Here is a 26,164-nt window from a genome sequence, read left to right on the forward strand (position 1 = left end):
GCGAGCGCGTCGTCGGCGTGCCTGCCAGATGACGGCACAGGATCGCGCGGGACCTGGTCAGCGAGGTCGGTCGCGCGGCGAGACGGGGCGAGGTGGATGTGCTCATGGTGGAGTGCCTCCTTGATTGGTCTGAGCCTCGCGGCCAGGCGCGGAGGTCGGCAGGGTCGTAGGTCCCGATCGGACAGGCAGATGAGGCACCCCGCCACGTCGCAGACGGTGGCGAACCCGTAGCGGCACGGGATGATCCGACACAGCTACGCGGCACGGGCGACCAGTCGCGAACTGCGGGTGCTTGAGGGCCGGTGGACGTCACCCGTCAGCACACGTTCCGCGGTTGACTGAAGAATCGGCAGCGGATCTTTCTCACCGCCGGCCACAGCAATGATCAACACCGTGGCTGCGGCCTCGACAGGGGAGACACCCAGCCGGCGCGATGTGCTGGCCGATTGCGTGCTCGTGTACAGCGGCGGATTCACCGAGTCTTCACGTGGACCGGACCGAAGTGCGCGTCAGAGGTGTCCACGGGCCCGACGGACTGACCGGTCGGCGGGTAGCCATCCACTAGGCGCCGCGGCGGGGGAATCCTGGGAAAGAGAGGACCGGCGGGGTGCGCCTGTGCAAACCCGCTGGCACGAGCGGAACCCCAGTTGACGCGGTGTCGGCCTCTCGGGTGCATAGTCTGAGCACGCGGTGGCCCGCTGGGCGGGTTTCGGTGACGGTCCCGCCCGCGCGGGGTGGGGGAGAGGGACGGGCGCCGCGTCGAGGCGCCGATGAGCACTGGAGCGTCATCACGGGAGGACAGATGGACGTCGGGCGCGACGTGACGCTGCTCGAGGCCACGCGCCGGGCGTTGGTCGACGCCATGGAGGCCAGCGAACGAGTGGTCCTCCTGGGGCAGGACGTGGGACGGCTCGGTGGGGTCTTCCGGGCCACCGAGGGCCTGCTCGAGCGCTTCCCCGGCCGCGTCTTCGACACCCCTCTCGCGGAGGGCGGCATCGTCGGCGCCTCGGTCGGGCTCGCCATCGGCGGGTTGGTGCCGGTCGCGGAGATCCAGTTCGCGGGCTTCCTCCACCAGGCCTTCCACCAGATCACGCAGCAGCTGGCGCGCTACCGGTTCCGGTCCCGTGGTCGGTTCCACCTGCCTGTCACCATCCGCGCGCCGTACGGCGGCGGCCTGCGGATGCCTGAGTTCCACCCGGACTCCCTGGAGGCCCAGCTCGCCAACGTCCCGGGGCTCAAGGTGTTCGCACCGGCCTTTCCCGACGATGCCTACGCGCTGCTGCGCGAAGCCGTTCGGGACCCTGACCCGGTGCTGTTCCTGGAACCGCAACGGCTCTACCGTTCCGTGCGCGGCCCCCTGCACCTCGACGACACGGGTTCCTCTGCCGCCCGGCTTCGCCGCGAAGGGGACGACGTCCTGCTCGTGAGCTGGGGGCCGGCCGTGCACACCTGCCTGACCGCAGCCCAGGAGCTCGAGACCGGTCACGGCGTCCAGGCTGCGGTGCTCGACCTGCGACGCCTGAGCCCGATCGACGACCGAGGCCTGTGCGAGGCGGCCGCGGCGCGGAGGCGAGTCGTCGTGGTGCACGAGGGCGTACGGACGGCGGGTCTGGGGGCCGAGGTGGTGGCGCGTCTCCAGGAGGCGTTGGCCGACACGATCTCGCTGCCGATCCTGCGCGTCGCGGCGCCGGACACGCCGTACCCGCCCGGGCGCCTCGAGGACCATTTCCTGCCCTCGACCGGCAAGGTCGTGGCAGCTGCCCTCAGGGCGGTGCACGGACGATGACCGCGACACGAGACTGGGCTCGCGAGTGGGCGGAGGGCGACGGCCAGCCCCTGCAGCTCCTGGGCCACGACGGACGGATCCTTCGCCCGGAGGTCGCACGTCCGCCGGACGACCTGGTGCGCGAGGGGCTGCGACTCATGCTGCTGTCGCGTGCGATCGACGAGCGGTGCACCAACCTCCAACGGCAAGGGCGGCTCGGGCTGTACGCGCCCGTGCTCGGCCAGGAGGCCGCCGTGGTCGGCTCGCACCTGGCGATCGACCCAGCGGTGGACTGGCTGGTGCCGGCCTCGCGGGAGCAACCCGCGATGCTGCGGCACGGCTGGCCCCTCGACCGGATGCTGGCGTTGATGCTCGGCAGGTTCGAGGCCGCCCGGATCCCTGACGACGTCCGGATGCTGCCGCGACAGCAGTCGATCGGCAGCCAGCTGCCGCACGCCGTGGGCATCGCGTGGTCGGCGTCCATCGAAAGACGCGACGACGTCACCCTCGCCTACTGCGGGGACGGCGCCACCTCGGAGGGCGACTTCCATGAGGCCTGCAACCTCGCCGGCGTGATGCAGGTGCCCCTCGTCCTGGTCGTCATCAACAACCAGTACGCGATCTCGACCCCGATCGCGAAGCAGACCCGTGCTGCTCGCCTGGCCGACCGGGCTCGTGGCTACGGGTTCCCCGGGGTGGCCGTCGACGGCAACGACCTCCTGGCGGTGCACGAGGTCACCAGCCAGGCTGTGGAGCGCGCCCGCAGCGGTCAGGGACCGACCATGATCGAGGCGGTGACCTACCGGCTCGGTTTCCACAACACCTCTGACAACCCGTCGCTGTACCGGGAGCCGGCCGAGGTGGCCCGGGCCGAGGAGCTCGATCCAGTGGCCCGCGTCGTGGCGTACGCCGAGACCCAGGGGCTCGTGGACGCGGCCGCCGTCGAGGCGCAGGTGCTCGAGGCGCGGGCCGAGGTCGCGACCGCGCTCGAGCGCGCCCTGACCTACCCGACACCCGGTCCCGATGACGTCTTCCGGCACGTCTCCGCCGAGGAGGACCAGCGCGCGTCAGAGTGAGCGTTCGCGCGCCGTCTGGCGGATCGCGGCCAGCATCGGCTCGGCCAGCGGCAGGTGCTTCACGTTCTGCGCGGTGACGGCGTACAGGAGCCGCGTGGGCTCGCCCGTGATGCGGTAGTGGCGTACGCCGGACAACGTCAGGCGCGCGGTCGCCGGCACGATCGCGACTGCCACGCCCGCCGACACCAGGGCCTGGGCGACCTGGAACGACTCGGTCTCGAACGTGACGCGGGGGACGAAGCCGAAGCCGGCGGCCAGCACATCGAGCTGCACCCGGTGCCGGCGACCCGGAGCTCCACTCACCCAGGCGTCGTCCTCCAGCTCACGGAGGTCGACCGTGGCGCGCGCGTGCGCGGCGAGCGCGTGGTCGTCGGGTACGGCGAGCAGCAGCTCGTCGACCGACAGCTCGTGGAGCGCGAGCCCTTCGTGGGCGGGGACGGTGCCGTAGCCCGCGACCACGGCCAGGTCGAGGCTTCCGTCGGCGACCAGCTCGACGCCGGTGTCGGAGCCGACCTCGACGACGGAGAGCTCGCTGTCCGGGTAGCGCAGCCGGATCGTCGCCAGCGCGTCCGCGAGGATCGGCTGCACGGTCGACGCGACGGCGCCGACTCGGAGGCGTCGGGCGTGCCGGCCGAGCAGCCGGTCGGAGTCCTCGGCGGCGGCCTCCACGTGGTCGGTGATGGCGCGCCCGTGCTCCGCGAGCGCGACCCCCAGCTCGGTCAGGGAGGCGCCGCGCGAGCCGCGGCTGACCACCGCGACGCCGAGCTCGTCCTCGACCCGGGCGACCTGCTGGGAGACGGCCGGCGGGCTGACGCCCAGGGCCCGCGCCGCGCCGGCCAGGCTGCCGGCCCGCTGCACCTCACCGAGAAGCTGGAGGTGGAAGGCGCTGAGGGGCATGAAGCGGACCTTATCGCTCCGCTCGCCAACGGTTCGTTCCCTATCGACCGGGGATTGGGGATCCTGTGACCACCGAGCGACGAGGACGTGGGATGAGCACAGCGGTGGCAGCGACGACGTGGCAGGAGTCCGTCTTCCGGGGTCTGAAGAAGGCGGGGGTCCGGCAGGTCGCCTACGTCCCCGACGCGGGGCACGCGCACGCGATCCAGCAGGCCAAGGACGACCCCGAGATCCGCGACGTCGTGCTGACCACCGAGGAGGAGGGCGTCGCGCTGGTGTGCGGCGCCTGGCTCGGCGGCGACCGGGCCGTGCTCCTGATGCAGAGCAGCGGTGTCGGCAACTGCGTCAACATGTTCTCGCTGCTCGAGTCGTGCCGGTTCCCGTTCCTGACGATCGTGACGATGCGGGGGGAGTACGCCGAGTTCAACCCGTGGCAGGGGCCGATGGGACGGGCCACTCAACGCGCGCTGGAGCTGATGGGCGTCACGGTGATGCGGGTCGAGGACCCCGACGAGGTCGAGGCCACGATCAGCGCCGCCGCCGACTCGGTGTTCCTCGCAGGCGAGCGGGTCGCCGTACTCCTCGGGCAGAAGATGATCGGCCGCAAGAAGTGGGAGCAGGACTGATGACGGACCTGCTCGAACGCCGCAGTGCCGTCTCCACGTTGCTCGACCGGCTGCCCGACGCGCTCGTCGTCACCGGGCTCGGATCGCCGACGTACGACGTGTACGCCGCCGGCCAGCGCGACACGAACTTCTACCTCTGGGGTGCCATGGGTGGTGCCGTGCCGCTGGCGCTCGGCCTCGCCCTCGCACAGTCGGACCGGTCGGTGCTGGCCGTCACCGGCGACGGCGAGCAGCTGATGGGCATCGGTTCGCTGGCCAGCGTGGCCGCGTGCGCCCCGCCCAACCTGACGATCGTCGTGCTCGACAACGGCCACTTCGGCGAGACCGGGATGCAGGCCAGCCACACCAGCCTCGGGACCGACCTGGCGGCGGTGGCCCGCGGCTTCGGGATCGCGCGTGCGCGCACCGTCGAGACCACCGAGCAGCTGGTCGAGCTGACAGACGTGGCTGCTCAACGCTCGGGGACGACGTTCGCCTGCGTGCGGGTCGGGCTGCATGAGAACGCCCGGGCGATGCCGCCTCGTGACGGGGTCGCGAACAAGCACAGCTTCCGGGCCGCGCTCGGGCTCACCACGTTCTAGATCCCATCTTGGAAGGAGCCAGGAGATGCAGAGCTTCCCGATGCACATCGGCGGGGCGGCGCACGAGCCGCTGGGAAAGGACTGGTTCGAGACCGAGGATCCCTTCCTCGGCGAGGCCTGGGCCCAGGTGGCCAGGGGCAATGCGGACGACGTCGACGCCGCCGTGACCGCGGCGCACACCGCGTTCACGAGCGGACCGTGGCCCGAGATGACGGCCACCCAACGCGGTGCGCTGATGCGCACGCTCGGCGACGCCGTTGCCGACCACGCCGCCGAGCTCGCCGAGACCGAGGTGCGCGACAACGGCAAGCTCTGGGTGGAGATGTTCGGGCAGCTGAGCTACCTGCCGCAGTGGTTCCACTACTACGGCGGGCTCGCCGACAAGCTCGACGGGTCGGTGCTGCCCTTGGACAAGAAGGGCTTCTTCGCCTACACCCGCAGGGAGCCGGTCGGCGTCACGGCGATCATCACCCCCTGGAACTCGCCGCTGCTGCTGCTCGCGTGGAAGCTGGCCCCGGCCCTTGCCGCCGGCTGCACCGTGGTCATCAAGCCGTCGGAGTTCACCTCGGTGAGCACGCTGCAGCTGGTCACGGTGCTCGAGGAGGCCGGCCTGCCACCCGGTGTGGTCAACGTGGTCACCGGTTTCGGCGCCGAGGTGGGCAGCGCGCTGGTGACCCACCCGCTCGTGCGCAAGATCAGCTTCACCGGCTCCGACGTCACCGGGCGCCGGATCAACGAGCTCGCGGCACCACTGCTCAAGCACGTGAGTCTCGAGCTCGGCGGCAAGTCGCCCAACATCGTGTTCGAGGACGCCGACCTCGAGTCCGCGGTCAACGGTGTCGTCTCGGGGATCTTCGCCGCGACGGGGCAGACCTGTCTGGCCGGTTCGCGACTGCTCGTCCAGGAGACGGTCCACGACGACGTCGTACGACGGGTGGTCGAGCTCGCGGGCACGGCCAAGATGGGCAACCCGCGCGAGGAGACGACCCAGGTCGGGCCGATCGCGACGCGTCCCCAGCTCGCCAAGGTGCTGGAGTACATCGACATCGCCCAGCATGAGGGCGCGCACCCCGTGCTCGGAGGCGGGCGCGCCGACCGGCCCGAATGTGGCGACGGCTGGTTCGTCGAGCCGACGATCTTCACCGGCGTGGACAACTCGATGCGCATTGCGCAGGAGGAGGTCTTCGGCCCGGTGCTGGCGGTGATCCCGTTCGAGGACGAGGACGACGCGGTCAGGATCGCGAACGACTCCCGGTTCGGCCTCGGCGCCGGCGTGTGGACCAGCGACATCGGTCGTGCGTTCCGGATGTCGGAGCGGATCCAGTCCGGCACCGTGTGGGTGAACACCTACCGGGCGGTGAGCTTCATGGCTCCGTTCGGCGGGGTGAAGGACTCAGGGCTCGGACGCGAGAACGGCGCCGAGGCGATCGAGGCCTACCTCGAGACGAAGACGGTCTGGGTGAACACCGGCGCTCCGTCGGGCAACCCGTTCGTGATGCGCTGAGCCGTCAGATCACCATGTCGAGCCCGTGGATCCCATCGACGAAGCGTTCGGGCCCCAGGGAGCTGACGTCGAGGCTGGTGATGGCGCCGCCGGTGACCTGCTCGGCAACCAGGCGGCCGACCTCCGGGGCCTGCATGACGCCGTGGCCCGAGAACCCGCAAGCGTGGATCCAACCGGGTCGCGAGGGCTCCGGTCCGATGAGCGGCTTGGCGTCGGGCGTGTTCTCGTAGGTGCCGGCCCAGCAGGCACGCGAGTCGAGGGGCAGGTCGGCGAGCCACGGGAAGCGCTCGCTGCCGATCGTGAGCAGGTTCTCCAGCCAGTCCCAGTCGACCTCGGTGTCGTAGCCGTCGGTCTGGCGCGGGTTGGACAGACCGAACAGCAGGCGGTCGCCGTCGGAACGCATGTAGACGCCCGTCGCCATGTCGCACGTCATCGGGATGTCGCGGTCGATCGCCCCGGACGCGCTGGCGTAGACGTTGCGCTTGCTGTGCACGACCGGAGCGCTGATCCCGGCGAGGGCCGCGGTCTCCGCACTCCATCCGCCGGCAGCGTTCACGACGTGCGGGGCGTGCACCGTGCCCTTCGCGGTGTGCACCAACCACGCGCCGTCGGGGTCGTTGTCGATCGCGATCACCGGCGAGCCGAAGTGCACCGAGGCGCCGTGTCCGCGCGCCAGCTCGAGGAAGGCGCCGGTCGCGATGTGCGGGTCGATGCGGCCGTCCTGCGGGCCGAACGTCGTACCCGCGACACCGTGGGTCTCGAAGGCGACGAACCGCTGGGCAGCCGCCGGGTCGAGCACGTCCACGGGTACGCCGTGCCGCCGCTGGAGGGCGACCGCCTCCAGCTGACGCGCCCAGACGCTCTCGTCCCAGAGGAGCAGGTAGCCGGTCGGGCGGTAGCCGACGTCGATGCCGTGCTTCTCCTCGAACCTCTGGTAGGTGCGGATGCTGTTCCACGACAGGTCGATGGACAGGTCGTCGGCCCACTGCGAACGCACCGAGGCGAAGGACCGGCCACTGCTGCCCTCGGCGTACCCGGACCGCGCCTCGAGCACGGTGACGGTGTGCCCGGCAGCGGCCAGGTGGTAGGCGCTGCTCGCACCGATGATGCCCGCGCCGATGACGACGGCATCGACGCGCGTATCGACGTTCGGGGGGTGATCCATGGGCGGTCGACCTTCTCGCTGCAGGGTGGTGGAAACCGTGACACGTCGAGGGCGGCGCAGCCAAGCCACCGTGCCGTGCGCCAGCGGCAGCGCTAAGCCAGACTTCACTCGAGCGATCGGGGCGGCGCGACCGGGCCGGGCTGCGTAACGTGGGGTCGGCAGGGTGCGGACCAGGAAAGGGGCAGCTGTGACCACCATCGACCTCAGTGCCGACGTCGGCGAGAGCTTCGGCTCCCACCAGATGGGTGACGACGAGCGGTTGCTCGGCGCGCTGAGCTCGGCCAACATCGCGTGCGGCTTCCACTCCGGCGACCCGCTGACCATGGAGCGCACGGTGCGGCTCTGCCTCGAGCAGGACGTCGCCATGGGTGCCCATCCGGGGTTCCGCGACCTCGTCGGCTTCGGCCGCCGCGCGATCGAGATGTCACGCGCCGAGGTGCGCGCCGACGTGCTCTACCAGCTCGGCGCACTGCACGCGTTCGTGGTTGCCCAGGGCGGCCGTCTCGCGCACGTGTCCCCGCACGGACGGCTCGGCAACCTGACCACCACTGACGAGGTGTACGCCGCCGGCGTGCTCGACGCCGTCGAGGCCTTCGACCCCTCGCTCGTGGTCGTCGGGCAGTCCGGGCTCATCCACGACCTGGCCGACGAGCGGGGACTGCGCACCGGCCGGCTGGGCTTCCCCGACCGCGCCTACCAGCCCGACGGAGCGCTGGTCTCCCGGCGCGAACCCCACGCGGTGCTGCACGACATCGACGTGATCACCGAGCGGGCCGTGACGATGGCGCTCAAGGGCGTCGTGCTCGCGACCGACGGCGTGGAGATACCGGTGCAGTGCGACTCCATCCTGCTGCACGGCGACAACGCCGCGTCCGTCGACGCAGCGCTCCAGGTGCGCCAGGCGCTCGAGGAGGCCGGCCTGGAGATCGCTGCTCGCCTCTAGGAGAGGAGTCCGCTCGCACCGAGGGCCGTGCGGGCGCGCTCCGCGACCTCGGCCAGCTCCCGGCGTACGCCGAGCAGCTGCTTGACCGCACTCGGCTCGTCGGTCACCCGGAGCACGAGCTCGTCGCCGGGTCGCACCTGACCGAGCGTGTCCAACGAGACGGTGGTCGCGACGTACGGCACCGGATAGCCGGCAGTGAGCAGCCGGCCATAGAGCAGCACCAGGAGTCCTCCGCTCGGCGGCACCTGCACGGCACCGACTGGAACCCCGCGAGACAGGATCTCCGTGGCCGCACTGCGCTTCGGGGTCGGTCCCTCCGCCCTGAGCCCGACCTGGTCGGACTGGGGCGACACCTGCCAGGGTCCGCGCAGCGCCGACGCATCGAACTCGTCGAGCTCCGGTCCGGGCGTGACGTCCACGACGGCGGTCGACGGCCACGACGGTCGTCGCGCACCGAGCCGCCAGAGCGGCTGACCGAAGTGGGGGTGCCGGAACCCGCACACGCAGGAGCTCAGCTCGAGCTGGTCGCCACGGCTGAGGCGTCGGCCCACCTCGAGCATCGAGTCGGGTGCGACGCTGCCGAGCAGGGGTTCGCCGGGCAGACCGCCGGCCACCGCCAGGTAGGTCCGCCAGCCGCGTTCGGGCGTCGGCAGCTCGAGGGTGGCACCGGCCTCGACGATGAACGGGTCGTACGTCGGCACGGCACGTCCCGCCACGGTCGGCTGTGCCGAAGCTCCGGTGATGGCGACGAGCGTGTCCGCGTCGAAGCGCAGCGTCGTGGCCGATCCGGCCGTCTCCAGGAGGGGAGCGCCCACGTCGTTGCCGACGAGGGCGTTGGCCAGCCGCGCCGACCCGCGGTCGCTCGCCCCGTTGATGGAGATGCCCTGCTCACCGTGGCCGGGTCGGCCGAGGTCCTGCACGACGGCCAGCCCGGCCGACTCGACAGTGATCCGTGGGGGCTCGTGCTCGTGGCCGGGATGGTGCGCCGTCACGACTCGGCGTCCAGTCGCGCACCTTGCTGCTCGAGCTCGGCGAACCGGTCCTCGTCGATGGGCACGTACTCGAGCAGGTCACCGGCGCGGTAGGCGACGAATTCGTCGGCGACAGGATCGACGAGCCGCAGCGGCGTACGACCGAGGAGGCGCCAGCCGCCGGGTGACTTGACCGGGTAGATGATGCTCTGGCTCCCACTGACCGCGATCGAGCCTGGAGGCACCGCCACGCGCGGCTCCTTCATCCGCGGGATGCTGACGTCCCAGTCAGTTCGGTCGGTGAACGGCGTGCCCACCGGCGAGGCGACGAAGCGCACTCGCCACGGCCCGGCCGTGAGCCGCTCGACCAGGGCGTCCGCGGACAGGTCGAGCTCGTCGGCCACGTCGTCCAGGTCGGGTCCGGACTCGCCACCGAACAGGACCGGTACCCGGAACGTGCGGGCCTCCGGCATCGCGGCCGCCTCGTCCAGGGACTCGCCCACCTGCTCCAGCCAGCTCTGGACACCGGCGTGGTCGGACCCTCCCGGGTCGAAGGTGACGAACACGTGGTCGTAGGTCGCGACCAGGTCGACCAGCCAGGACGGCCGTGCCTCGCGTACGGCGACGGCGAGCGCCTGCGTGGTGCGCCACCGCGACTCGTAGTCGTCCCCGAGCACACCCGCCAGCAGACCGGTGTCGCCGTAGGGCCGCAGCTCGAGCCGTGCACTCACCGTCGGCTCAGATGCTGTCGCGTGCGGGGTAGTCCTCGGGACGCAGCGTGTCGACCTGGGGACTGCGCTGCTGCGCGAGCACGCCGCCGTCGACGAGCAGCTTGGCGCCGGTGACGTAGGCCGCGTCGTCGGAGACCAGGAACAGGGCCGGACCGGCGAGGTCCTCGGCGACGCCGCCGCGTCCCATCGGGACGGTGGCGTCACGCCGGTCGAGCGACCACTGCGGCTCGTCGGGGCTGGTGGCGATCAGGCCGGGCACGAGGGTGTTGACCCGGATGCCGTACGGCGCGAGCTCGACGGCCGTCGTACGTGTGAGGGCCTCGGTGCCGCCCTTGGACGCGTCGTACGCCACCATGCCGCGGTGGGCTCGGGTGGCGCCGCCACTCGAGACGTTGACGATGGAGCCGCCGTTGTTGCGGGCCATGATGCGAGCAGCCCGGTCGATGCAGAGGTACTGGCTCTTCAGGTTGGTGCGGAGGAACAGGTCCCACCACTCCTCGTTGCCGTCGAAGAAATGGCGTTGGTCGGTGACCAGCCCGGCGTTGTTGACCAGGATGTCGACGGGTCCGAACTCGCTGCTCGTCCGCTCGAAGAGGGCGTCGACGTTCGCGGCGATGCCGATGTCGCCGGTGACGGCGATGGCCCGGCCACCCGCGTCGGCAATGGACCGGGCTGCTGCCTCGACGGTCTCTTTGTCGATGTCGGCCAGTACGACGCGGGCACCCTCGCGCGCGAAGCGCTCGGCGATGGCGAACCCGATGCCGCGTCCTGCCCCGGTGATCACGGCGATCTTGCCGTCGAGCCTGCCTGCCATGGTGTGTCGCCTCCAGAAGTGGTGTGCGGTCGTAGGACGTATTGGTGAGTCAGAACGATGTCACGAGATCGCGCGCCGACGGGCCGGACATGTAGGTGTCGTTAAGGCCCTGTGCAGCGGGGTCGACTTCTGCGGCCCCCGTTTACGCGTTTGGGTGGCACCGACGAGCATGTCAGGGTGCGCGCGACCGGAGGGTGACCATGCTGGACCTCAAGGAGCTCGAGCTCGACGCCGAGGAGACGGCGATCGTCGAGGTCGTCCGCGACTTCGTCGACCGGGAGGTCCGTCCCCAGGCGCGGGAGCTCGACCACGGCAACACCTATCCCGAGCGGCTGATCGAGCAGATGAAGGAGCTCGGTGTCTTCGGCCTGGCGATCCCCGAGCCGTGGGGTGCGGTCGGCGTCTCGGCACCCTGCTACGCCGCGGTCACCGAGGAGCTGGCCCGCGGCTGGATGAGCCTCGCCGGCGCCATGGGCGGCCACAGCGTCGTGTCCAAGCTGCTCGTCGCCTACGGCAGCAAGGCGCAGCAGGACCGCTACCTGCCACGGCTGGCGACGGGCGAGCTCCGCGCCACGATGGCGCTCACCGAGCCCGGCGGCGGCTCGGACCTCCAGGCCCTCCGCACCACGGCCCGGCGCGACGGCGACGACTACGTCGTCAACGGATCGAAGACGTGGATCACCAACGCACGCAGGTCGGACCTCGTCGCGCTGCTGTGCCGAACCGACCCTGACGCCGAGCCGGCCCATCGCGGCATCAGCATCCTGCTCGCGGAGAAGGGGCCGGGTTTCGAGATCTCGCGCGACCTGCCCAAGCTCGGCTACAAGGGAGTGGAGAGCTGTGAGCTCTCCTTCGACGACTTCCGCACCCCCTCCACGAGCCTGCTCGGCGACGAGGAGGGCCACGGGTTCGCCCAGATGATGCGGGGTCTCGAGATCGGCCGTATCCAGGTGGCTGCCCGTGCGCTCGGCGTCGGACGGGCCGCCCTCGAGGACTCGCTCGCCTACGCCCAGGAGCGGGAGAGCTTCGGCCGGCCGATCTGGCAGCACCAGTCGATCGGCAACTACCTCGCCGACATGGCGACCTCGCTGACGGCTGCCCGGCAGCTGGTCATGTACGCCGCCCGGCGCTACGAGTCGGGACAACGGGCCGATCTCGAAGCCGGGATGGCCAAGCTGTTCGCCTCGGAGACTGCCATGAAGATCGCGCTGGACGCCGTCCGTATCCACGGCGGCTACGGCTACTCCACCGAGTTCGACGTCGAGCGCTACTTCCGCGACGCACCGCTGATGATCGTGGGGGAGGGCACCAACGAGATCCAACGCAACGTGATCGCCCGACAGCTCGTCAAGCGCCACCCGGTGCGACCGTGACGCGCACCCAGCGCGGCGCCGAGTCGGTGACCTGGCTGTTCGTCCCAGGCAGCCGCGGGGACCGCTTCGACCGAGCCGCCGGGTCCGGAGCCGACGAGGTGATCCTCGACCTCGAGGACGCCGTCTCACCCGCCGACAAGGGCGGTGCTCGTGAGCAGGTCGCGACGTGGCTCGACGCGAACGGCTCCGGCTGGGTCCGCATCAACGGCTCCGGGACGGACTGGCACGACGAGGACCTCGCGACGCTCGGCGGCCGCACGGGCCTGAGAGGAGTCGTGGTGCCCAAGTCCGAGGACCCGGCGGCACTCTCCGCCGTACGCGATCGACTGCCGGACGAGGTCGGGCTGGTCGCCCTGGTCGAGTCGGCGCTCGGCGTCGACCGGTCCCGTGAGCTGGCGACGTGCGACGCGGTGAGCCGGCTCGCGTTCGGCTCGATCGACTACGCGCTGGACATCGGTGCCGAGGAGACCGATGAGGCGCTGCTGCTCGCCCGCAGCTCCCTCGTCATGGCGTCACGGCTCGGTGAGCTGCCGGCACCGTTGGACGGCGTCACGGTCTCGACCTCCGACAGCGACACGACGCGAGAGGCCGCGGTCCGTGCGCGCAGGCTCGGCTTCGGCGGCAAGCTCTGCATCCATCCCCACCAGGTCGCGCCCGTGGCGGAGGGCTTCCGGCCGACCGCCGAGCAGCTCGACTGGGCCACGCGCGTGGTGGAGGCGGGCGTCGGGGTCGGCGTCCTCGACGGGCAGATGGTCGACCGTCCGGTGGTGGCGAGGGCCCGGTCGATCCTGGCCCGGGGCGGCGTACGCCCATGACGACGCAGCAGGCACTCCCGCTCGACGGCATCACCGTCGTCGCGCTCGAGCACGCAGTGGCGGCGCCGTTCACCACGCGCCACCTCGCCGACCTCGGCGCGCGGGTCCTCAAGGTCGAGCGGCCGGGAAAGGGCGACTTCGCCCGCGAGTACGACCGCAGCGTGCACGGCGAGGCGAGCTACTTCGTCTGGCTCAACCGCGGGAAGGAGAGCATCGAGCTCGACCTGAAGTCCGCGTCCGACCTGGCGCTCCTGCACGCGATGCTCGACCAGGCCGACGTGCTCGTGCAGAACCTGCTCCCCGGCGCGGTCGACCGGCTGGGCCTCGATGCAGGCACGCTGCGTGCCCGGCGCCCGGAGCTGATCCACTGCTCGATCTCGGGGTACGGCGCCGAGGGGCCGTACGCCGGCAAGAAGGCCTACGACCTGCTGGTGCAGTGCGAGTCGGGCCTGCTCAGCACGACGGGCAGCCCGCAGGAACCGGCGAAGGTGGGCATCTCCGTCGTGGACATCGCGACAGGGATGTACGCCTTCTCCGGCATCCTCGCGGCTCTCTACGAGCGCGAGCGGACCGGTGTCGGGGCGACCCTGAGCGTCGCCATGCTCGATGCCATCGGGGAGTGGATGATGCAACCCACGTACCTCAGCGTGTACGGCGGCAAGCCCTTCGAGCGCACCGAGGCGAGGCACGCCTCCATCGCTCCCTACGGTCCCTACCGGTGTGCCGACGGCACGGTCTTCATCGGGGTGCAGAGCGACCGTGAGTGGGCGCTGCTGTGCAGCGACATCCTTGGCCGCTCGGATCTGGTCGAGGACGAGCGCTGTGCCCGCAACACCGAGCGGGTGGCGCACAACGAGATGATCACCGGCGTCATCGAGGCGGTGCTGGTGCGCCAACAGGTCGACGACGTGGTGCACGACCTCGAGCGCTGCGGCATCGCCTGTGCGCGGATGCGCACGCCGCACGAGTTCTACGACCACCCGCAACTGGCCGCTCGCGACCGCTGGCGCGAGGTCGACTCGCCCGGAGGCCCGGTGCAGGCCCTGCTGCCGCCCGTCGTGATGGAAGGTCGCGAGGCGGCCATGGGCGACGTACCGGCGCTGGGAGAGCACTCGGACTCACTCCGCCAGGAGTTCGGGGTGGGGGAGCTGACCTGATGGCCGACGTCGTCGAGCGAACCGAGCTGATCGGTCCCGAGCCGGCCATTGCGCTGGCCGACCTGCTCGACGTACCGCTGCCCGACCTGGCTGGAGGGGAGGGGCTGCCGCTGACCTGGCACTGGGTCTACTTGCTGGACCGACCTCGGCAGCAGGACCTGGCGGAGGACGGACACCCGGTACGCAACGCCGTACTCGCCCCGCCCCGTCCGGGACTCCGACGCATGTGGGCCGGCGGGAGCGTGCGGACGGTGGCGCCCCTGCGCGTCGGCGCGGAGGCCACCAGACGCACCGCGGTGGTGGACACCAGCGAGAAGGATGGCCGCAGCGGTCGCCTCACCTTCGTGACCGTCGGCCACACGATCCTCCAGCACGGCGAGGTCGCGATCGAGGAACGCCAGCACATCGTCTACCGCGAGTCGGCCGGCGCTCCTTCCGGGGAGACCGACGAGATGCGTCCGCTCCCTCGGTGGGAGGTCGGTCGAGACGAGTGGTCGATCCGGGTCACTCCCACCCTGTTGTTCCGCTTCTCCGCGCTGACCTGCAACGCCCACCGCATCCACTACGACCGCGACTACGCCCGCCACCACGAGGGCTACCCGGGCCTCGTGGTCCACGGCCCCCTCCAGGCCGTGGCCATGGCCGAGGCTGCCCGCCGCAGCGGCGTCACCAACTCCCCTGGAACTCTCTTCGAGTACCGCCTGGTGGCGCCGCTGTTCGAGCGCCAGGGACTCGTCGCGCGACCAGACGTGGAGGCCGCGGGAGTGCGTACGACGGTGCGCGACGACTGGGGTCGGATGACCGCTGAAGGTCGTGTCGTGGGCAGGCCGGCGGCCACCTGATCCGCTCGGGGCTCGTCACGAGGAGCACGGCGCCGGAGAAATCCCAGGCAGGGCTGGCTTTACCTGCACGTCGGAGGCCCCGGCTCGAGACCTCACCTGCTGCGCAGCACCCGTGAAAGACGCTCGGAATAGATCCGGATCCCCCGTTGCCAATGTCGGCGACGAGGAGCACTGTGAACTGTCTCGGGAAAGAGGTCGCACCATGGCATCTGTACGCCGCATCGCAACGACCACCGCGCTGGTCCTCCTCACCAGCCTCGGCCTCACGGCGTACGTCGGCCCCTCGGCGTCCGCGTCGTCGAAGCCACCGCCGACCGACCCCGGGCGACACCAGTCGAACAGGTCGAAGCTCGCCCCCGCCCCCGACCATCGTCGTAACCCAGGACTCAAGGCGATCCTGTCCGAGAAGGACGCCGATCGGGGTGTCGAGGACCCGTCCCTTTCCGCCCTGTGCCAGGCCGGCGTCGGCAAACCCAACCCGTACCGCAACCCGTTCCCCAACGTGGACCAGATCGTCGGCGACACGACCGTCACCGTCGGGAGCCAGACCGGCTGCAGCTCGGCGCAGAACGAGAACACGATTGCCGTCAACCCGGAAAATCCGCGCAACCTCGTCGCCGGCACCAATGACTACCGCGTGTTCAACACGCGCGAGCAGCGCAACGACTCCTCGGGATGGGCCTACACCTCCTTCGACGGCGGCAAGACGTGGAGGAACGTGCAGCTGCCGCACCTGACTTTCCAGACCGGCGGCACCGGTGCGTTCGCGCAGATGGACTCGGCCGGTGACCCGGTCGTGGCGTTCGGCCCGCACAACACCGTCTACTACGGCAACATCGTCTTCAGCCGAGGGGTGCCGACCGGGGACGGCACCGAGGCCGCCAACGGCATCGCCCTCAACGTCTCCCACGACGGGGGACTGCACTGGAGCGAACCGCTCCTCATCCAGGCAGACGGAGTGACCCGGTCCGGCACGCTGACCCCCAGCACGATCTTCAACGACAAGATCTGGCTGGCGGCGGACAAGCACAGTGGGCGGGTCTACGTCACGTGGACCCGGTTCGCGGACACCCCCGACGGGGGCTACCTCGAGTCGCCGATCGTGGTCGCTGCGAGCACCGACTACGGCCGTTCGTTCGGTCCCGTACGCCGGGTCGACTCCACCTTGGCCCAGTTCAAGCCGAGAGGGCTCACGCCGTACTCGCAGGGCTCGAACCCACAGGTCGGCCGCGACGGCACGCTCTACATCGCCTACGAGGGGGAGCAGTGCGACACCTTGGCCTGCGACCAGGTCGGCACGACGGACCGCGACGTGACGGTCGTGGCGACGTCGAAGGACCACGGCCACACCTTTACCAAGGACATCGTGGACACCAACTACGACTTCCCGTTCAACGAGCCGCTCGGAACCCCGACCCTCACCGGCGAGAACTTCCGGATCAACAGCTACCCCCAGCTCGCCTACGACGAGCCCAGCGACCGGCTGGCCGTGACGTGGGACGACGACCGCAACGGCAGTTACGACCGCCAGACCGGGGAGTCGCTCCGGTCGAACGGCGACAACATCCTGGCGCTGACCAACGGCGGCGGGCGATGGATGAAGCCACGCGTGCTCGGAACGCCGCAGGACGAGGTGTTCGGCGCGGTGGCGATGCGGGACGGAGCAGTCGCGGTGTCGTCGTACACCCGCCACTACGCCGGTTCGAGCAGCGTCGACCTCGACTACGCGCTCTGGTCCTCGACGAAGGGGCACGGATCCGGCCCCTTCCAGTTGCGGCGCGTGACGACGCAGTCCTCCGACCCGCAGGTCCAGTTCGTCGGGGCTGACGACGAGGGCAACGAGGTGCAGGGGTTGTTCATCGGCGACTACACCGCGCTGGCGCTCGGCAACGACGGATTGCTGCACCCCAACTGGACCGACTTCCGAGGCAACCCGGGCAAGACCACGCCGAACCAGGATGCCTACAGCCAGTCGCTCGGAATCGGCTGAGCAGGAGCTTGCCGGTCGGCGGGCCCGACGAGAACGGCCCCTGCCACGGGTTCGCGGGTCAGGGGCGGTTCGGGTCCTACGACGTGCTCAGATGCCGTAGTAGAGCTCGAACTGCTCCCGTGTTGGTGACAGTCCTGCGGACTGGCTGCGGACTAGAGCCGCCCGTCCCCGCGTGCCCACCCCGCATTCACACGGGTACTTTTGTAGAGCCGCGCGTAAGCCCAGACCCCGCTTGCGGCTTCGGAGTGAGTCCCATGTCCAGAACCCCTCAAGATGGTGCTCAGCAGGCCGTTGACCTGATGAATGCGTGGCTCGATAAACCCGACGGTCCACCGGACCACTTCGTCGCGTGTCTCCAGCGACATCTCGACGCGGGGCGGCCAGAGGATCGCCTCCCAGCCGCAGTAGAACTCGTCATGGGTATGACACACCTGAGCGGCGCGCTACTGGTGCTAGTCGAAGAAGCCACGGGCTCAGATGCACGCGACACCTTGCAGGCGTTCGCCCACCTCTACAACCCAGTCTGACCCGGAGGTCATCGTCATCCCTGCGCGGGCTACGTTCGCCTGACCGTCGCGGACATGATTCGATCCGGGCGATGGTGGGTGCGGCGGGGTCGGCTCGAGCAGCTGCCGGACACGTGGTGGTGGCGGGTGAACAGGCGGGGTCTCGGCCCAGGACACCTACCGACTAGGACCCGCTGCTGGAGCCCAGGACAGTTATCGCGCGGGCGCCCCCCGATTCGAGCCCGACCCGATGCGATCGCCTGGCGAGCGTATCGCAGGTATCTCGGCGGTTCCATCAAGAGATCAGGCAGCGGGATGCGGTCTAGGACGCAACTCCCCAACCCGTTACAGCCGCCCTACCATGGGTGAACCGCTCCAGACCTCGGCGGCACCTGACACGGCACACACTTTGGTGGTGCCGCCGAGGGCACAGCGGCGGATACCTGTCGCCCAGGCCCCCGGCTGGCGTCCCCCGGTCCGGCACGTGAGGGCGTGGGCGACAGGTATCGCACACCAACCCTCGCCGTCACCGGATCTGCCAGACAGAATTATCCGTGGACAGCGCCCTCGGAGCCGCTGACCCGTCCTGACCTCGCTGCATGGAATCGCGATTCCTCACCAAGGCGCAGGTCGCCGAGGAACTCAACATCAACGGCGACGCCCAGCTCTACGCGCTGATTCGCCGCGGCGAAATCCGACACATCAAGGTCGGCGGCCGCGGTGTCCAGCGCATCGAACGGACCGAGCTAGAGAAGTACATCCTGCTGGCATACGAGGAAACGGCGCGGTGGATCGAGCCGCGACCCACCACCTGAGCATGGTGCTGGTGGAGGGCAACAGGCACTGGCTCGACGTCGCGCTGCGCAACCTTGTCTCCAACGCTCTGCGGTACGGCGAGGGCACCGTGTCCATCACCGCCACGCAGTTCGGCGAGCGCGTCCTGCTCACCGTCAGCGACGAGGGCCCCGGTTTCCCGCCCGAGTTCATCGAGAAGGCCTTCGACCGTTTCTCCCGCGCGGAGTCCAGCCGGACCAGCCCAGGAACAGGTCTGGGCCTGTCCCTGGTCCAGGCAGTGGTCGAGGCCCACGCAGGCACCGCAGCCATCGTCGGCAGCAGCGTGACCCTCGACCTCCCTGCGCGCCCGTCACGGGCAGGGCAGGATCCCGGCCGCTGATCCACCGGGTTCGCGGAGGCGCGTCTACGTCACCAGATGTTCACCCAAACATCGTTCACATTTCCCTCATGTTGGCTCCCTAAGGTCTGCCCGGACCGCCGAACACCTCGGCACCAAGGGAGCGACAGCAGTGACCGCATCGACACTCACCGGACTCGGCATCGACGTGCTGGCCCTGTTCACCCTCGTGGGCTGGCTCTACCGCCGACGCGCCGCCGCACCCGAGATGACGATGGTCTTCGTCACTCTCAACATCGGCCTGGTCGCCGCATTGACGGCGATCACGGCCGGGCACTTCCCCGCCGGCGTCGGGTTCGGGCTCTTCGGCCTGCTCAGCCTGGTCCGGTTGCGCAGCGCTGCCTTCAGCATCAAGGACGTCGCCTACACGTTCTCCGCGCTCGTCCTGGGCCTGGTCAACGGGCTCCCCGACCGCCACCTGGCACTCATCGTCGCGCTGAACGTCCTCGTGCTGGCTGCCGTCTGGCTCGTCGACGACTCCAAGACCCGGGTGCCGACCAGGGTGCTGCGCCTGACCCTCGACCAGGCCCTGGTCGCGCCCGACGAGGTGCGGGCCGAGGTCGCCAGACGCCTGGGACACCAGCCGATCGCCGTGGTGGTCGAGCAGGTCGACTTCGTCAGGGAGACCACCGTGGTCGCCGTACGCCACCAGGTCGAGGAGGGGTGGGCCAGCCTGTCCACCCTGCGCGACACCACTGACCTCGAGCCGGACGTGACGAACGAGGTGACAGCCCGTGCCTGACTTGCCCGGACTGGAGTCACTGCCCCTGATCACACTTCCCGAGGTGCTCGCCACAGCGCCCGCGACCACGCGCGTTGACCGCAAGTACCTCGTGCCGACCGGACGTGGCGAGAGGTTCCTCGACCAGCTGCCCGGATCGATGCGGTTGCTCAGCATCGACGGACGACTCACCACGTCCTACCGCAGCACCTACTTCGACACCGCCGACCTGCTCACCTGCCGGGCACACATCCAGGGCCGACGGCGCCGATGGAAGGCACGCAGCCGCCTCTACGTCGAGGACCGCCTGTGCCGGCTCGAGCTCAAGGTGCGCGACGGCAGCGGGCTGACCCGCAAGTTCTTCCACCTGACCGAACCTGATGCCTACGGCCACATGACCGGCGATGCCGCGGAGTTCTTCGGCACCCAGTTGCGGGCACACGGGCTGCTGCTCGCACCGCGCCTCGCACCGGCCGTCGAGGTGAGCTACACGCGCGCCACGTTGGCTGACCCGGCGACCGGTGCCCGCGTGACCATCGACCTCGGGGTCCGCGCCACCCGCGGAGACCACGCGGTCGAGCTCGACCCGGGCCACCTCGTCGTCGAGACCAAGGGCACCCGGACACCCGGGACCGCCGACAAGCTCCTCAAGGAGCTCGGCGCCCGCCCGGTCTCCTTCAGCAAGTACGCCGCCTCGGCCTCCCTGATGGACGCACGTATCGCCGACAACGACGTACGCCACCTGCTGGGCCGCCAGCTCCGGCTCACCACCCCGGCCGCTGCACCAGGCGAAACCACGCCCAGCACCCAGCTTGCCCACCCAAGCCTCCGGAGAAGCGCATGAGCACCCCCGACACACGACCCGACACACGACCCGACACACGGCCCGAGACACGCCCCGCCGCGACTCCAGGCGGTCCGAGCGGCCGAACGCGTCCGAGGCAGAGCACACGCACCCCGAACCGCCGCTTCGTCGCCGTCGCGCTGCTCGCCGTCGTGGCCATCCTGGCCGGTCTTGTCGGCCCCACTGTCTGGGCCAAGGTCACCGGAACAACGTCGGGCAACACCTCCGCGAAGGACAGGATCGCCGCCGCCCCACCTCCGCTGCTGTTCGCCGCCAGCCAGGTGGCCACCACAGCCACCGACGTCGCAGCTCAGCACCAGCAGGCCTCCGAGCTCATCGCGAGCTGGGCCTCGGCACACGGCACCCGGACCGACGACAAAGCGTTCGTGGCCTGGCTCGAGCAGGTCTTCCCGGCACCGCCACCCTCCCTGGCCTCCGAGATGCCCACCGTGGTCGCGCTGGACCGGGCCCGCACGGCCCCTGGGGTTGCGGCCGCGACCTGGCTGGAGACCTACGGCAAGAAGGACATCTGGAAGCTCTACGCCCACGACCAGAAGGAAGTCCTCGACCCCTCGACCGGCAAGGACCGCAAGGCCGAGGAGAAGGCGGTGCTGAAGATGTCCAAGCAGGTGGCCGACGACCTCGGCACCCGGTACGGCTCCTCCGCCCCCTACGTTCGGATGCCGTCGCTCCGCAAGGACCACACCGTCACCTCCGGCCAGAAGTGCCCGTGCTCCTACCCCTCCCGCCACGCAGCAGCCGCGGCAGCATCACGCACCGTGCTCGGCACACTGATGCCGGACCGCGTCGCGCAGTATCGCGCCATGGAGTCACAGGTCGACTACTCCCGCGTCTACATGGCCGGCCACTTCCCCGGTGACATCCGCGCCGGCGCACTGCTCGGCGACGTCATCGGCGACTACTTCCTGATCACCCGTAACGACGTGGCCCCGAGCAGACTGGGTTGAGTCTCCGTCTCCATGACGAGCCGAGCGGAGACCTCGGCGAGTAGGGCGCGGCAAGCCCATCTCGCCGAGGTCGAAGGTGTCCGTCTCAGTGCATGTGCATGTTTCCGCCGCCGCCGATCACCTTGGTGGCCGGCATCCGAAGCATCGCGAAGACCGCACCGATCGCTGCGGCGCCGATGAACCCAGCTGAGAACGCATCGGCTGCACCAGTCGTGGTGGCCAGCGACCCGGCGCTGGACGCGACCGCGGACAGGATGGCGACACCCAGCGCAGCCCCGATTTCGTGGCCGGTCATCAGGAACCCGGAGGCGACTCCGGCGTGGGAGGCCCGCACCCGACACGGCCTGGTGCTGCTCACCACCAGCTACGCCCACGCTCAGACCGAGGAGGGTCAGCGCGAGGTCATTCGGCCCCCGCCGGGGGAATCTGGGGGAAACCCTGGCGGGGGCCGTGCGTTCTCGCAGGTCAGGGCCGCAATTGGCCCTGTCTGTCAGATGTCGTAGTAGAGCTCGAACTCGTGCGGGTGCGGGCGCAGCTGCACGGGCAGGATCTCCTGGGTGCGCTTGAAGTCGATCCAGGTCTCGATCAGGTCGGGCGTGAACACGTTGCCCTCGGTGAGGAAGTCGTGGTCGCGCTCGAGGTTGTCGAGTACGGCGTTGAGCGAGGTCGGCACCTGGTCGATCTCGGCCATCTCGTCCGGCGGGAGCTCGTAGATGTCCTTGTCGATCGGCTCCGAGGGCTCGATCTTGTTCTTGATGCCGTCGAGGCCGGCGAGCAGCAGCGCCGAGAAGGCTAGGTAGGGGTTCGCCGACGGGTCGGGGCAGCGGAACTCGATGCGCTTGGCCTTCGGGTTCGAGCCGGTGATCGGGATGCGGACGCAGGCCGAGCGGTTGCGCTGGGAGTACACCAGCGAGATCGGCGCCTCGAAGCCCGGCACCAGGCGGTGGTAGGAGTTCACCGTCGGGTTGGTGAACGCCAGCAGCGACGGCGCGTGCTTGAGGATGCCGCCGATGTAGTGGCGGGCCATGTCGGAGAGGCCGGCGTAGCCGGTCTCGTCGTAGAAGAGCGGCTCACCCTCGTTCCAGATGGACTGGTGGCAGTGCATGCCGGACCCGTTGTCGCCGAAGATCGGCTTGGGCATGAAGGTCGCGGTCTTGTCGTTGCGCCACGCGACGTTCTTGATGATGTACTTGAACTTCATCACGTCGTCGGCTGCCTTGAGCAGCTCGTCGAACTTGTAGTTGATCTCGGCCTGGCCGGCGGTGCCGACCTCGTGGTGGGCCCGCTCGACGACCAGCCCGGACTTCTCCAGCTCGATGACCATCTCGTCGCGCAACTCGCCGAAGTGGTCGTACGGCGCGACGGGGAAGTAGCCGCCCTTGTACTTCACCTTGTAGCCGCGGTTGTTGTCCTCGGAACCGGAGTTCCAGGCGCCGGCCTCGGAGTCGATCTCGTAGAAGCCGGTGTTGGCCTTGGTCTCGAAGCGCACGTTGTCGAAGACGTAGAACTCAGCCTCGGGGGCGAAGTACGCCTTGTCGCCGATGCCGGTGCTCGCGAGGTAGGCCATCGCCTTGCGCGCGATGTTGCGCGGGTCGCGCGAGTAGGCCTCGCCGGTGATCGGGTCGTGGATGAAGAAGTTGACGACCAGGGTCTTGGCGACGCGGAAGGGGTCGAGGTACGCCGTGGTCGGGTCGGGGAACAGCGACATGTCCGACTCGTGGATGGCCTGGAAGCCGCGGATAGAGGACCCGTCGAAGTTCAGACCGTCGTCGAAGACCGACTGGTCGAAGGAGGACACCGGCACCGTGAAGTGCTGCATCACACCCGGCAGGTCACAGAAACGGACGTCGACCATCTCGACGCCCTCGTCCTTGACGTACTTCAGCAGCTCTTCGCTGTTCTGGAACATTCGTCCTCCTTGGCCGCTCGGGGCGACCGCTGACATCGGTGAGTTGTCGCGTGCCCGACGTGTGCGCCCGCGACGATGCGAACCTACGGATGGGCCGTTGCACGACCGTATCCACTTTGTTTCACCGATGTTACGGGCGTCCGATGGCTGGCGTCGGGGCCCGGAGTCGGCCCAGCGGCGCCCGGATAGGGTCCCTTTGTGCTCGAGTACGCCTCCTGGCCGCGACGGATCGCCGCCCTGGTCATCGACTGGTTCGTCTCGAGCCTGGTCACCATCGGCATCGTCGGCCTCGGTGACTACGGCCGTCAGGGCAGCAGCTCCAGCTGGGTGGTGCTCGGTGTCTTCGCCCTCGAGGTCGCGGTGCTGACCACCCTGGCCGGCGGCTCGTTCGGCCAGCTCATCGTGCGGATCCGGGTGCTCACCACCGAGGGCCGTCCGCTCAGTCTGTTGGTGGCGATCGCGCGCACGCTGCTGATCTGCGTGGTCGTCCCGCCGCTGATCTTCGAGAACGCCACCGGACGTGGGCTGCACGACCGCTGGACCCGTTCAGCGGCGTACGTCCGGTGACTGGCGCAATCCTCGGCGGACGGGCCGCGCTCGCCGTACTCTGATCCCAGAATCGGGACAAACGGGGGAACCATGACATCGCGCACGTGCCTGCTCACACGCACGCTGGCCGCCACACTGACGCTCGGAGTGGCGCTGACCGTCGCCGGCTGCGGCAACGAGAACACCGGGCCGGGCTACGACAACTCCACGTCGAACTCCGGGGGAGTGGCCTACGCCGACCCGGAACTCGACAAGACCGACATCATGCGCGTGGCCTACGACGCGGCCAAGAAGGCCGGCACCGCCCACATCGCGATGACCATGACCGGGAAGTCCTCGTTCTCGGCCAAGGGCGACGTGGCCTACGGCCAGGCGCAGCCCCGCATGAGCATGTCGATGTCGATGCCCCAGCTGGGCAAGGGCCGGATCGAGATGCGCTACGTCGGCAAGGTGCTCTACATGCAGATCCCCGGCGTCACCCCGGCCGGGAAGTACGTCGCCATCGACCCGTCCGACAAGAACTCCCCGCTCGCCAAGAGCTTTGCCGGCACCACCGACCAGATGGACCCGCTGCAGAGCATCAAGGCGATGGAGTCGGCCGTGCGCAGCTCGGAGCGGGTGGGCAAGCAGACGATGGACGGGGTGACCGTCGAGCACTACAAGCTCACCGTCGACACCGCGGCCCTGGTCAAGGGCCTCTCGACGGCCCAGCTTGCACAGGCCAAGGTGCCGAAGAGCATCACCTACGACCTCTGGCTCGACGAGCAGCACCGTCTCCACCGGACGAGCTTCGACATGTCCGGTGAGCACTTCGAGGCGACGATGTCGAAGTGGGGCCAGCCTGTGAAGGTCGACGCTCCGCCCCACGCCCAGATCATGGCGATGCCGGGCGCCTGACGAGGTCAGCGGCCGAGGTGGCTCATCTCGGCAGCTGGAAGTAGGCGAAGACCAGGTTGTGGTCGCTCGGCGGCACGCGGGTCCCGGGCATGAAGAAGTTCGCGACGTTCACGTAGCGCGTGGTGCCGTGGATGTGCCGCAGGAAGATCCCGTCCGCCCGGCTGGCGACCGTCGAGGTGGGCCGCTGCACGCGTCGCCCGTTGGTGGTCGAGTAGCGCACCCCGAGCCGGGACATCGAGGCCATGGCGTCCCACCAGCCGGCGCGGACGAACGTCGGCTGCGGCGGGTTCGGGTCACCCCACACGCCGTAGCCGGCCGCGAAGTCACCGGCGATCGCCGCCGGTTCGGAGGTGCTGGTCAGCCGGTTCAGCGCCGCCAGCACCGCACGTGCCGTCGCGCCGGTCTGCTTGTTGCCGGTGCGGTTGGGTCCCAGCTGCGGCTTGGCGGGGCCGAAGTGGACCGAGACCACGGTGAAGGTCCTGCTCGAACCAGCGGGGCGGAGGCGGGCGTACGGCGTGGGGATGACCTTGCCGGTACGGTAGCTGTGGATCGACTGGCCCGAGGGGCTGTAGCTGTTGAGCAGTCCGCTGCTACGCAGGCTGAACCGGCCGGCGTCGTACAGGATGCGACCCTCGGACACCCCGGTCGGGGCGACCTTCCAGGTGCGGTGGGTCAGGCTGGTCAACCGGGCGGCGATGCCACCGCCATTGGTGTTCATCGTCTCCTGGAGAGCGACGACGTTGAGGTTGCGAGCCGCGATGTTGCGCGCGATGCGAGGCATCCGCCTGGCCCAGTTGGTGGTGCCGGCGAGCATCACGTTGTAGGTGCCGAGACGAACGCCGTCACCCGAGTCGGGTTGGGAGACCCGCGGCCAGATGGCACGGGTGGCTGACCACGGCCCGAGCCGGGAGCCGTAGGCCGTCTGGACCCGTGCGAAGACCGGGTTGCCGTAGGGCACCGCGGTCATGGTCGTGTCGTGCGCGGCGTCGGTGGACACGGCACGGGTGCTCGAGCGGGTCGAGGCAGGCAACCAAGCGGTGTACCTCGTGGTGCTCGGCCACTTGTCCCACGGGGCGTAGGCCCACTTGACGCGGTACCGGTTCGCGCCGGCCGCCGGGCGCCAGGAGATCCGTACCGCGTTGTCGAGGCCGGACACGCCGGTCACGGCGCGGGCGGGCGCGGCCTTGCGGGCAGGTGCGGCGCCCTCGGCCGGCAAGGTGGCCACGGAGAGCGCGAGCAGCGCGGAGAGCGGCAGGGAGCACAGGACCAACGGACGACGGCGCATGGTGGAAACACCTCGGGGGAGGAGGGGCGGGGGATTTCCACTT

Annotated in this window: 26 protein-coding genes; 18 read left to right on the forward strand and 8 right to left on the reverse strand. The window is 69.8% G+C overall.

What is annotated here, in order from left to right; all coding sequences use genetic code 11:
• Nucleotides 1-802: 802 nt before the first annotated feature.
• Together H976_RS0117765 and H976_RS27100 are read left to right on the forward strand one after the other, a co-directional pair.
• Entirely contained in the window at nucleotides 803-1,786 is a 984-nt protein-coding gene (locus tag H976_RS0117765; RefSeq protein WP_036227194.1) for an alpha-ketoacid dehydrogenase subunit beta, read from the forward strand.
• On the forward strand, nucleotides 1,783-2,841 hold the full coding sequence (locus tag H976_RS27100) for a thiamine pyrophosphate-dependent enzyme (protein ID WP_051276988.1): 1,059 nt from the start codon (nucleotides 1,783-1,785) through the stop codon (nucleotides 2,839-2,841). The genes H976_RS0117765 and H976_RS27100 overlap by 4 nt, the downstream gene beginning before the upstream one ends.
• Here H976_RS27100 and H976_RS27105 read toward each other — a convergent pair.
• Complete coding sequence (locus H976_RS27105) at nucleotides 2,833-3,738, reverse strand: LysR family transcriptional regulator (protein WP_051276989.1); 906 nt, start codon at nucleotides 3,736-3,738, stop codon at nucleotides 2,833-2,835. The two genes, H976_RS27100 and H976_RS27105, sit on opposite strands and share 9 nt — an antisense overlap.
• A 92-nt stretch (nucleotides 3,739-3,830) precedes the next feature.
• On the opposite strand from H976_RS27105, the gene H976_RS0117780 reads away from it, so the two are divergent.
• Genes H976_RS0117780 through H976_RS0117790 form a run of 3 tightly spaced genes read left to right on the forward strand, consistent with a single transcriptional unit; the run spans nucleotide 3,831 to nucleotide 6,449 of the window.
• Nucleotides 3,831-4,364 (forward strand): thiamine pyrophosphate-binding protein, encoded by a 534-nt coding sequence (locus H976_RS0117780; RefSeq protein ID WP_027862633.1) that lies wholly within the window; start codon nucleotides 3,831-3,833, stop codon nucleotides 4,362-4,364.
• Entirely contained in the window at nucleotides 4,364-4,945 is a 582-nt protein-coding gene (locus H976_RS0117785) for a thiamine pyrophosphate-dependent enzyme (protein WP_027862634.1), read from the forward strand. Before H976_RS0117780 ends, H976_RS0117785 begins: the two co-directional genes overlap by 1 nt.
• 25 nt (nucleotides 4,946-4,970) lie before the next feature.
• The gene (locus H976_RS0117790; protein ID WP_027862635.1) at nucleotides 4,971-6,449 is read left to right on the forward strand and encodes an aldehyde dehydrogenase; all 1,479 of its coding nucleotides are present in this window, start codon (nucleotides 4,971-4,973) and stop codon (nucleotides 6,447-6,449) included.
• Nucleotides 6,450-6,453: 4 nt separating this feature from the next.
• On the opposite strand, the gene H976_RS0117795 is transcribed toward H976_RS0117790, so the two are convergent.
• Nucleotides 6,454-7,614, reverse strand: a complete 1,161-nt coding sequence (locus tag H976_RS0117795; protein ID WP_036227200.1) for an FAD-binding oxidoreductase — start codon at nucleotides 7,612-7,614, stop codon at nucleotides 6,454-6,456.
• 187 nt (nucleotides 7,615-7,801) lie between these two features.
• On the opposite strand from H976_RS0117795, the gene H976_RS0117800 reads away from it, so the two are divergent.
• Nucleotides 7,802-8,557 (forward strand): LamB/YcsF family protein, encoded by a 756-nt coding sequence (locus H976_RS0117800; protein ID WP_027862637.1) that lies wholly within the window; start codon nucleotides 7,802-7,804, stop codon nucleotides 8,555-8,557.
• Here the strand turns inward: H976_RS0117800 and H976_RS27110 are convergent.
• From H976_RS27110 to H976_RS0117815, 3 genes are read right to left on the reverse strand one after another with little or no spacing between them, the layout of a single operon-like run.
• Nucleotides 8,554-9,549 (reverse strand): biotin-dependent carboxyltransferase family protein, encoded by a 996-nt coding sequence (locus tag H976_RS27110; protein WP_051276990.1) that lies wholly within the window; start codon nucleotides 9,547-9,549, stop codon nucleotides 8,554-8,556. The genes H976_RS0117800 and H976_RS27110 overlap by 4 nt on opposite strands.
• A complete protein-coding gene (locus tag H976_RS27115; protein WP_051276991.1) occupies nucleotides 9,546-10,259 on the reverse strand; it encodes an allophanate hydrolase subunit 1 in 714 nt (237 codons plus the stop codon). Before H976_RS27115 ends, H976_RS27110 begins: the two co-directional genes overlap by 4 nt.
• Nucleotides 10,260-10,266: 7 nt before the next feature.
• Entirely contained in the window at nucleotides 10,267-11,073 is an 807-nt protein-coding gene (locus H976_RS0117815; RefSeq protein WP_027862638.1) for an SDR family NAD(P)-dependent oxidoreductase, read from the reverse strand.
• A gap of 200 nt (nucleotides 11,074-11,273) precedes the next feature.
• On the opposite strand from H976_RS0117815, the gene H976_RS0117820 reads away from it, so the two are divergent.
• The 10 genes from H976_RS0117820 to H976_RS29050 all read left to right on the forward strand — a co-directional run bounded on the left by H976_RS0117820 (nucleotide 11,274) and on the right by H976_RS29050 (nucleotide 21,481).
• Nucleotides 11,274-12,446, forward strand: coding sequence for an acyl-CoA dehydrogenase family protein (locus tag H976_RS0117820; RefSeq protein WP_027862639.1), 1,173 nt, complete (start codon nucleotides 11,274-11,276; stop codon nucleotides 12,444-12,446).
• Nucleotides 12,443-13,261 (forward strand): CoA ester lyase, encoded by an 819-nt coding sequence (locus H976_RS0117825; RefSeq protein WP_081683007.1) that lies wholly within the window; start codon nucleotides 12,443-12,445, stop codon nucleotides 13,259-13,261. Before H976_RS0117820 ends, H976_RS0117825 begins: the two co-directional genes overlap by 4 nt.
• Complete coding sequence (locus tag H976_RS0117830) at nucleotides 13,258-14,418, forward strand: CaiB/BaiF CoA-transferase family protein (protein ID WP_027862641.1); 1,161 nt, start codon at nucleotides 13,258-13,260, stop codon at nucleotides 14,416-14,418. The genes H976_RS0117825 and H976_RS0117830 overlap by 4 nt, the downstream gene beginning before the upstream one ends.
• Nucleotides 14,418-15,260: a MaoC family dehydratase N-terminal domain-containing protein gene (locus tag H976_RS0117835; protein ID WP_027862642.1), complete on the forward strand. Its 843-nt coding sequence runs from the start codon at nucleotides 14,418-14,420 to the stop codon at nucleotides 15,258-15,260. The genes H976_RS0117830 and H976_RS0117835 overlap by 1 nt, the downstream gene beginning before the upstream one ends.
• A gap of 202 nt (nucleotides 15,261-15,462) precedes the next feature.
• Entirely contained in the window at nucleotides 15,463-17,250 is a 1,788-nt protein-coding gene (locus H976_RS0117840; RefSeq protein ID WP_027862643.1) for a sialidase family protein, read from the forward strand.
• A gap of 1,105 nt (nucleotides 17,251-18,355) precedes the next feature.
• A complete protein-coding gene (locus tag H976_RS0117845) occupies nucleotides 18,356-18,571 on the forward strand; it encodes an AlpA family transcriptional regulator (RefSeq protein WP_027862644.1) in 216 nt (71 codons plus the stop codon).
• Nucleotides 18,544-18,930 (forward strand): sensor histidine kinase KdpD, encoded by a 387-nt coding sequence (locus tag H976_RS0117850; protein ID WP_027862645.1) that lies wholly within the window; start codon nucleotides 18,544-18,546, stop codon nucleotides 18,928-18,930. The genes H976_RS0117845 and H976_RS0117850 overlap by 28 nt, the downstream gene beginning before the upstream one ends.
• 130 nt (nucleotides 18,931-19,060) lie before the next feature.
• Nucleotides 19,061-19,690 carry a DUF4956 domain-containing protein gene (locus H976_RS27120; protein WP_051276992.1) on the forward strand — a complete coding sequence of 210 codons (630 nt, stop codon included), beginning with the start codon at nucleotides 19,061-19,063 and terminating at the stop codon, nucleotides 19,688-19,690.
• Nucleotides 19,683-20,513, forward strand: coding sequence for a VTC domain-containing protein (locus H976_RS27125; protein ID WP_051276993.1), 831 nt, complete (start codon nucleotides 19,683-19,685; stop codon nucleotides 20,511-20,513). The genes H976_RS27120 and H976_RS27125 overlap by 8 nt, the downstream gene beginning before the upstream one ends.
• 152 nt (nucleotides 20,514-20,665) lie before the next feature.
• On the forward strand, nucleotides 20,666-21,481 hold the full coding sequence (locus H976_RS29050; RefSeq protein ID WP_155918478.1) for a phosphatase PAP2 family protein: 816 nt from the start codon (nucleotides 20,666-20,668) through the stop codon (nucleotides 21,479-21,481).
• Nucleotides 21,482-21,566: 85 nt separating this feature from the next.
• On the opposite strand, the gene H976_RS0117870 is transcribed toward H976_RS29050, so the two are convergent.
• On the reverse strand, nucleotides 21,567-21,839 hold the full coding sequence (locus H976_RS0117870; protein ID WP_231388977.1) for a hypothetical protein: 273 nt from the start codon (nucleotides 21,837-21,839) through the stop codon (nucleotides 21,567-21,569).
• Between the two features lie 132 nt (nucleotides 21,840-21,971).
• A complete protein-coding gene (gene glnA, locus H976_RS0117875; protein WP_027862648.1) occupies nucleotides 21,972-23,390 on the reverse strand; it encodes a type I glutamate--ammonia ligase in 1,419 nt (472 codons plus the stop codon).
• 198 nt (nucleotides 23,391-23,588) lie between these two features.
• Here glnA and H976_RS0117880 point away from each other — a divergent pair, with 198 nt between their 5' ends.
• Together H976_RS0117880 and H976_RS0117885 are read left to right on the forward strand one after the other, a co-directional pair.
• Complete coding sequence (locus tag H976_RS0117880; protein ID WP_027862649.1) at nucleotides 23,589-23,957, forward strand: RDD family protein; 369 nt, start codon at nucleotides 23,589-23,591, stop codon at nucleotides 23,955-23,957.
• Between the two features lie 72 nt (nucleotides 23,958-24,029).
• Nucleotides 24,030-24,836 (forward strand): LppX_LprAFG lipoprotein, encoded by an 807-nt coding sequence (locus tag H976_RS0117885; RefSeq protein WP_027862650.1) that lies wholly within the window; start codon nucleotides 24,030-24,032, stop codon nucleotides 24,834-24,836.
• 22 nt (nucleotides 24,837-24,858) lie between these two features.
• On the opposite strand, the gene H976_RS0117890 is transcribed toward H976_RS0117885, so the two are convergent.
• Nucleotides 24,859-26,121 (reverse strand): endonuclease/exonuclease/phosphatase family protein, encoded by a 1,263-nt coding sequence (locus H976_RS0117890; RefSeq protein ID WP_027862651.1) that lies wholly within the window; start codon nucleotides 26,119-26,121, stop codon nucleotides 24,859-24,861.
• Between the last annotated feature and the right edge of the window lie 43 nt (nucleotides 26,122-26,164).

The organism is Marmoricola sp. URHB0036 (assembly GCF_000426045.1).
Taxonomy (GTDB): Bacteria; Actinomycetota; Actinomycetes; order Propionibacteriales; family Nocardioidaceae; genus Marmoricola.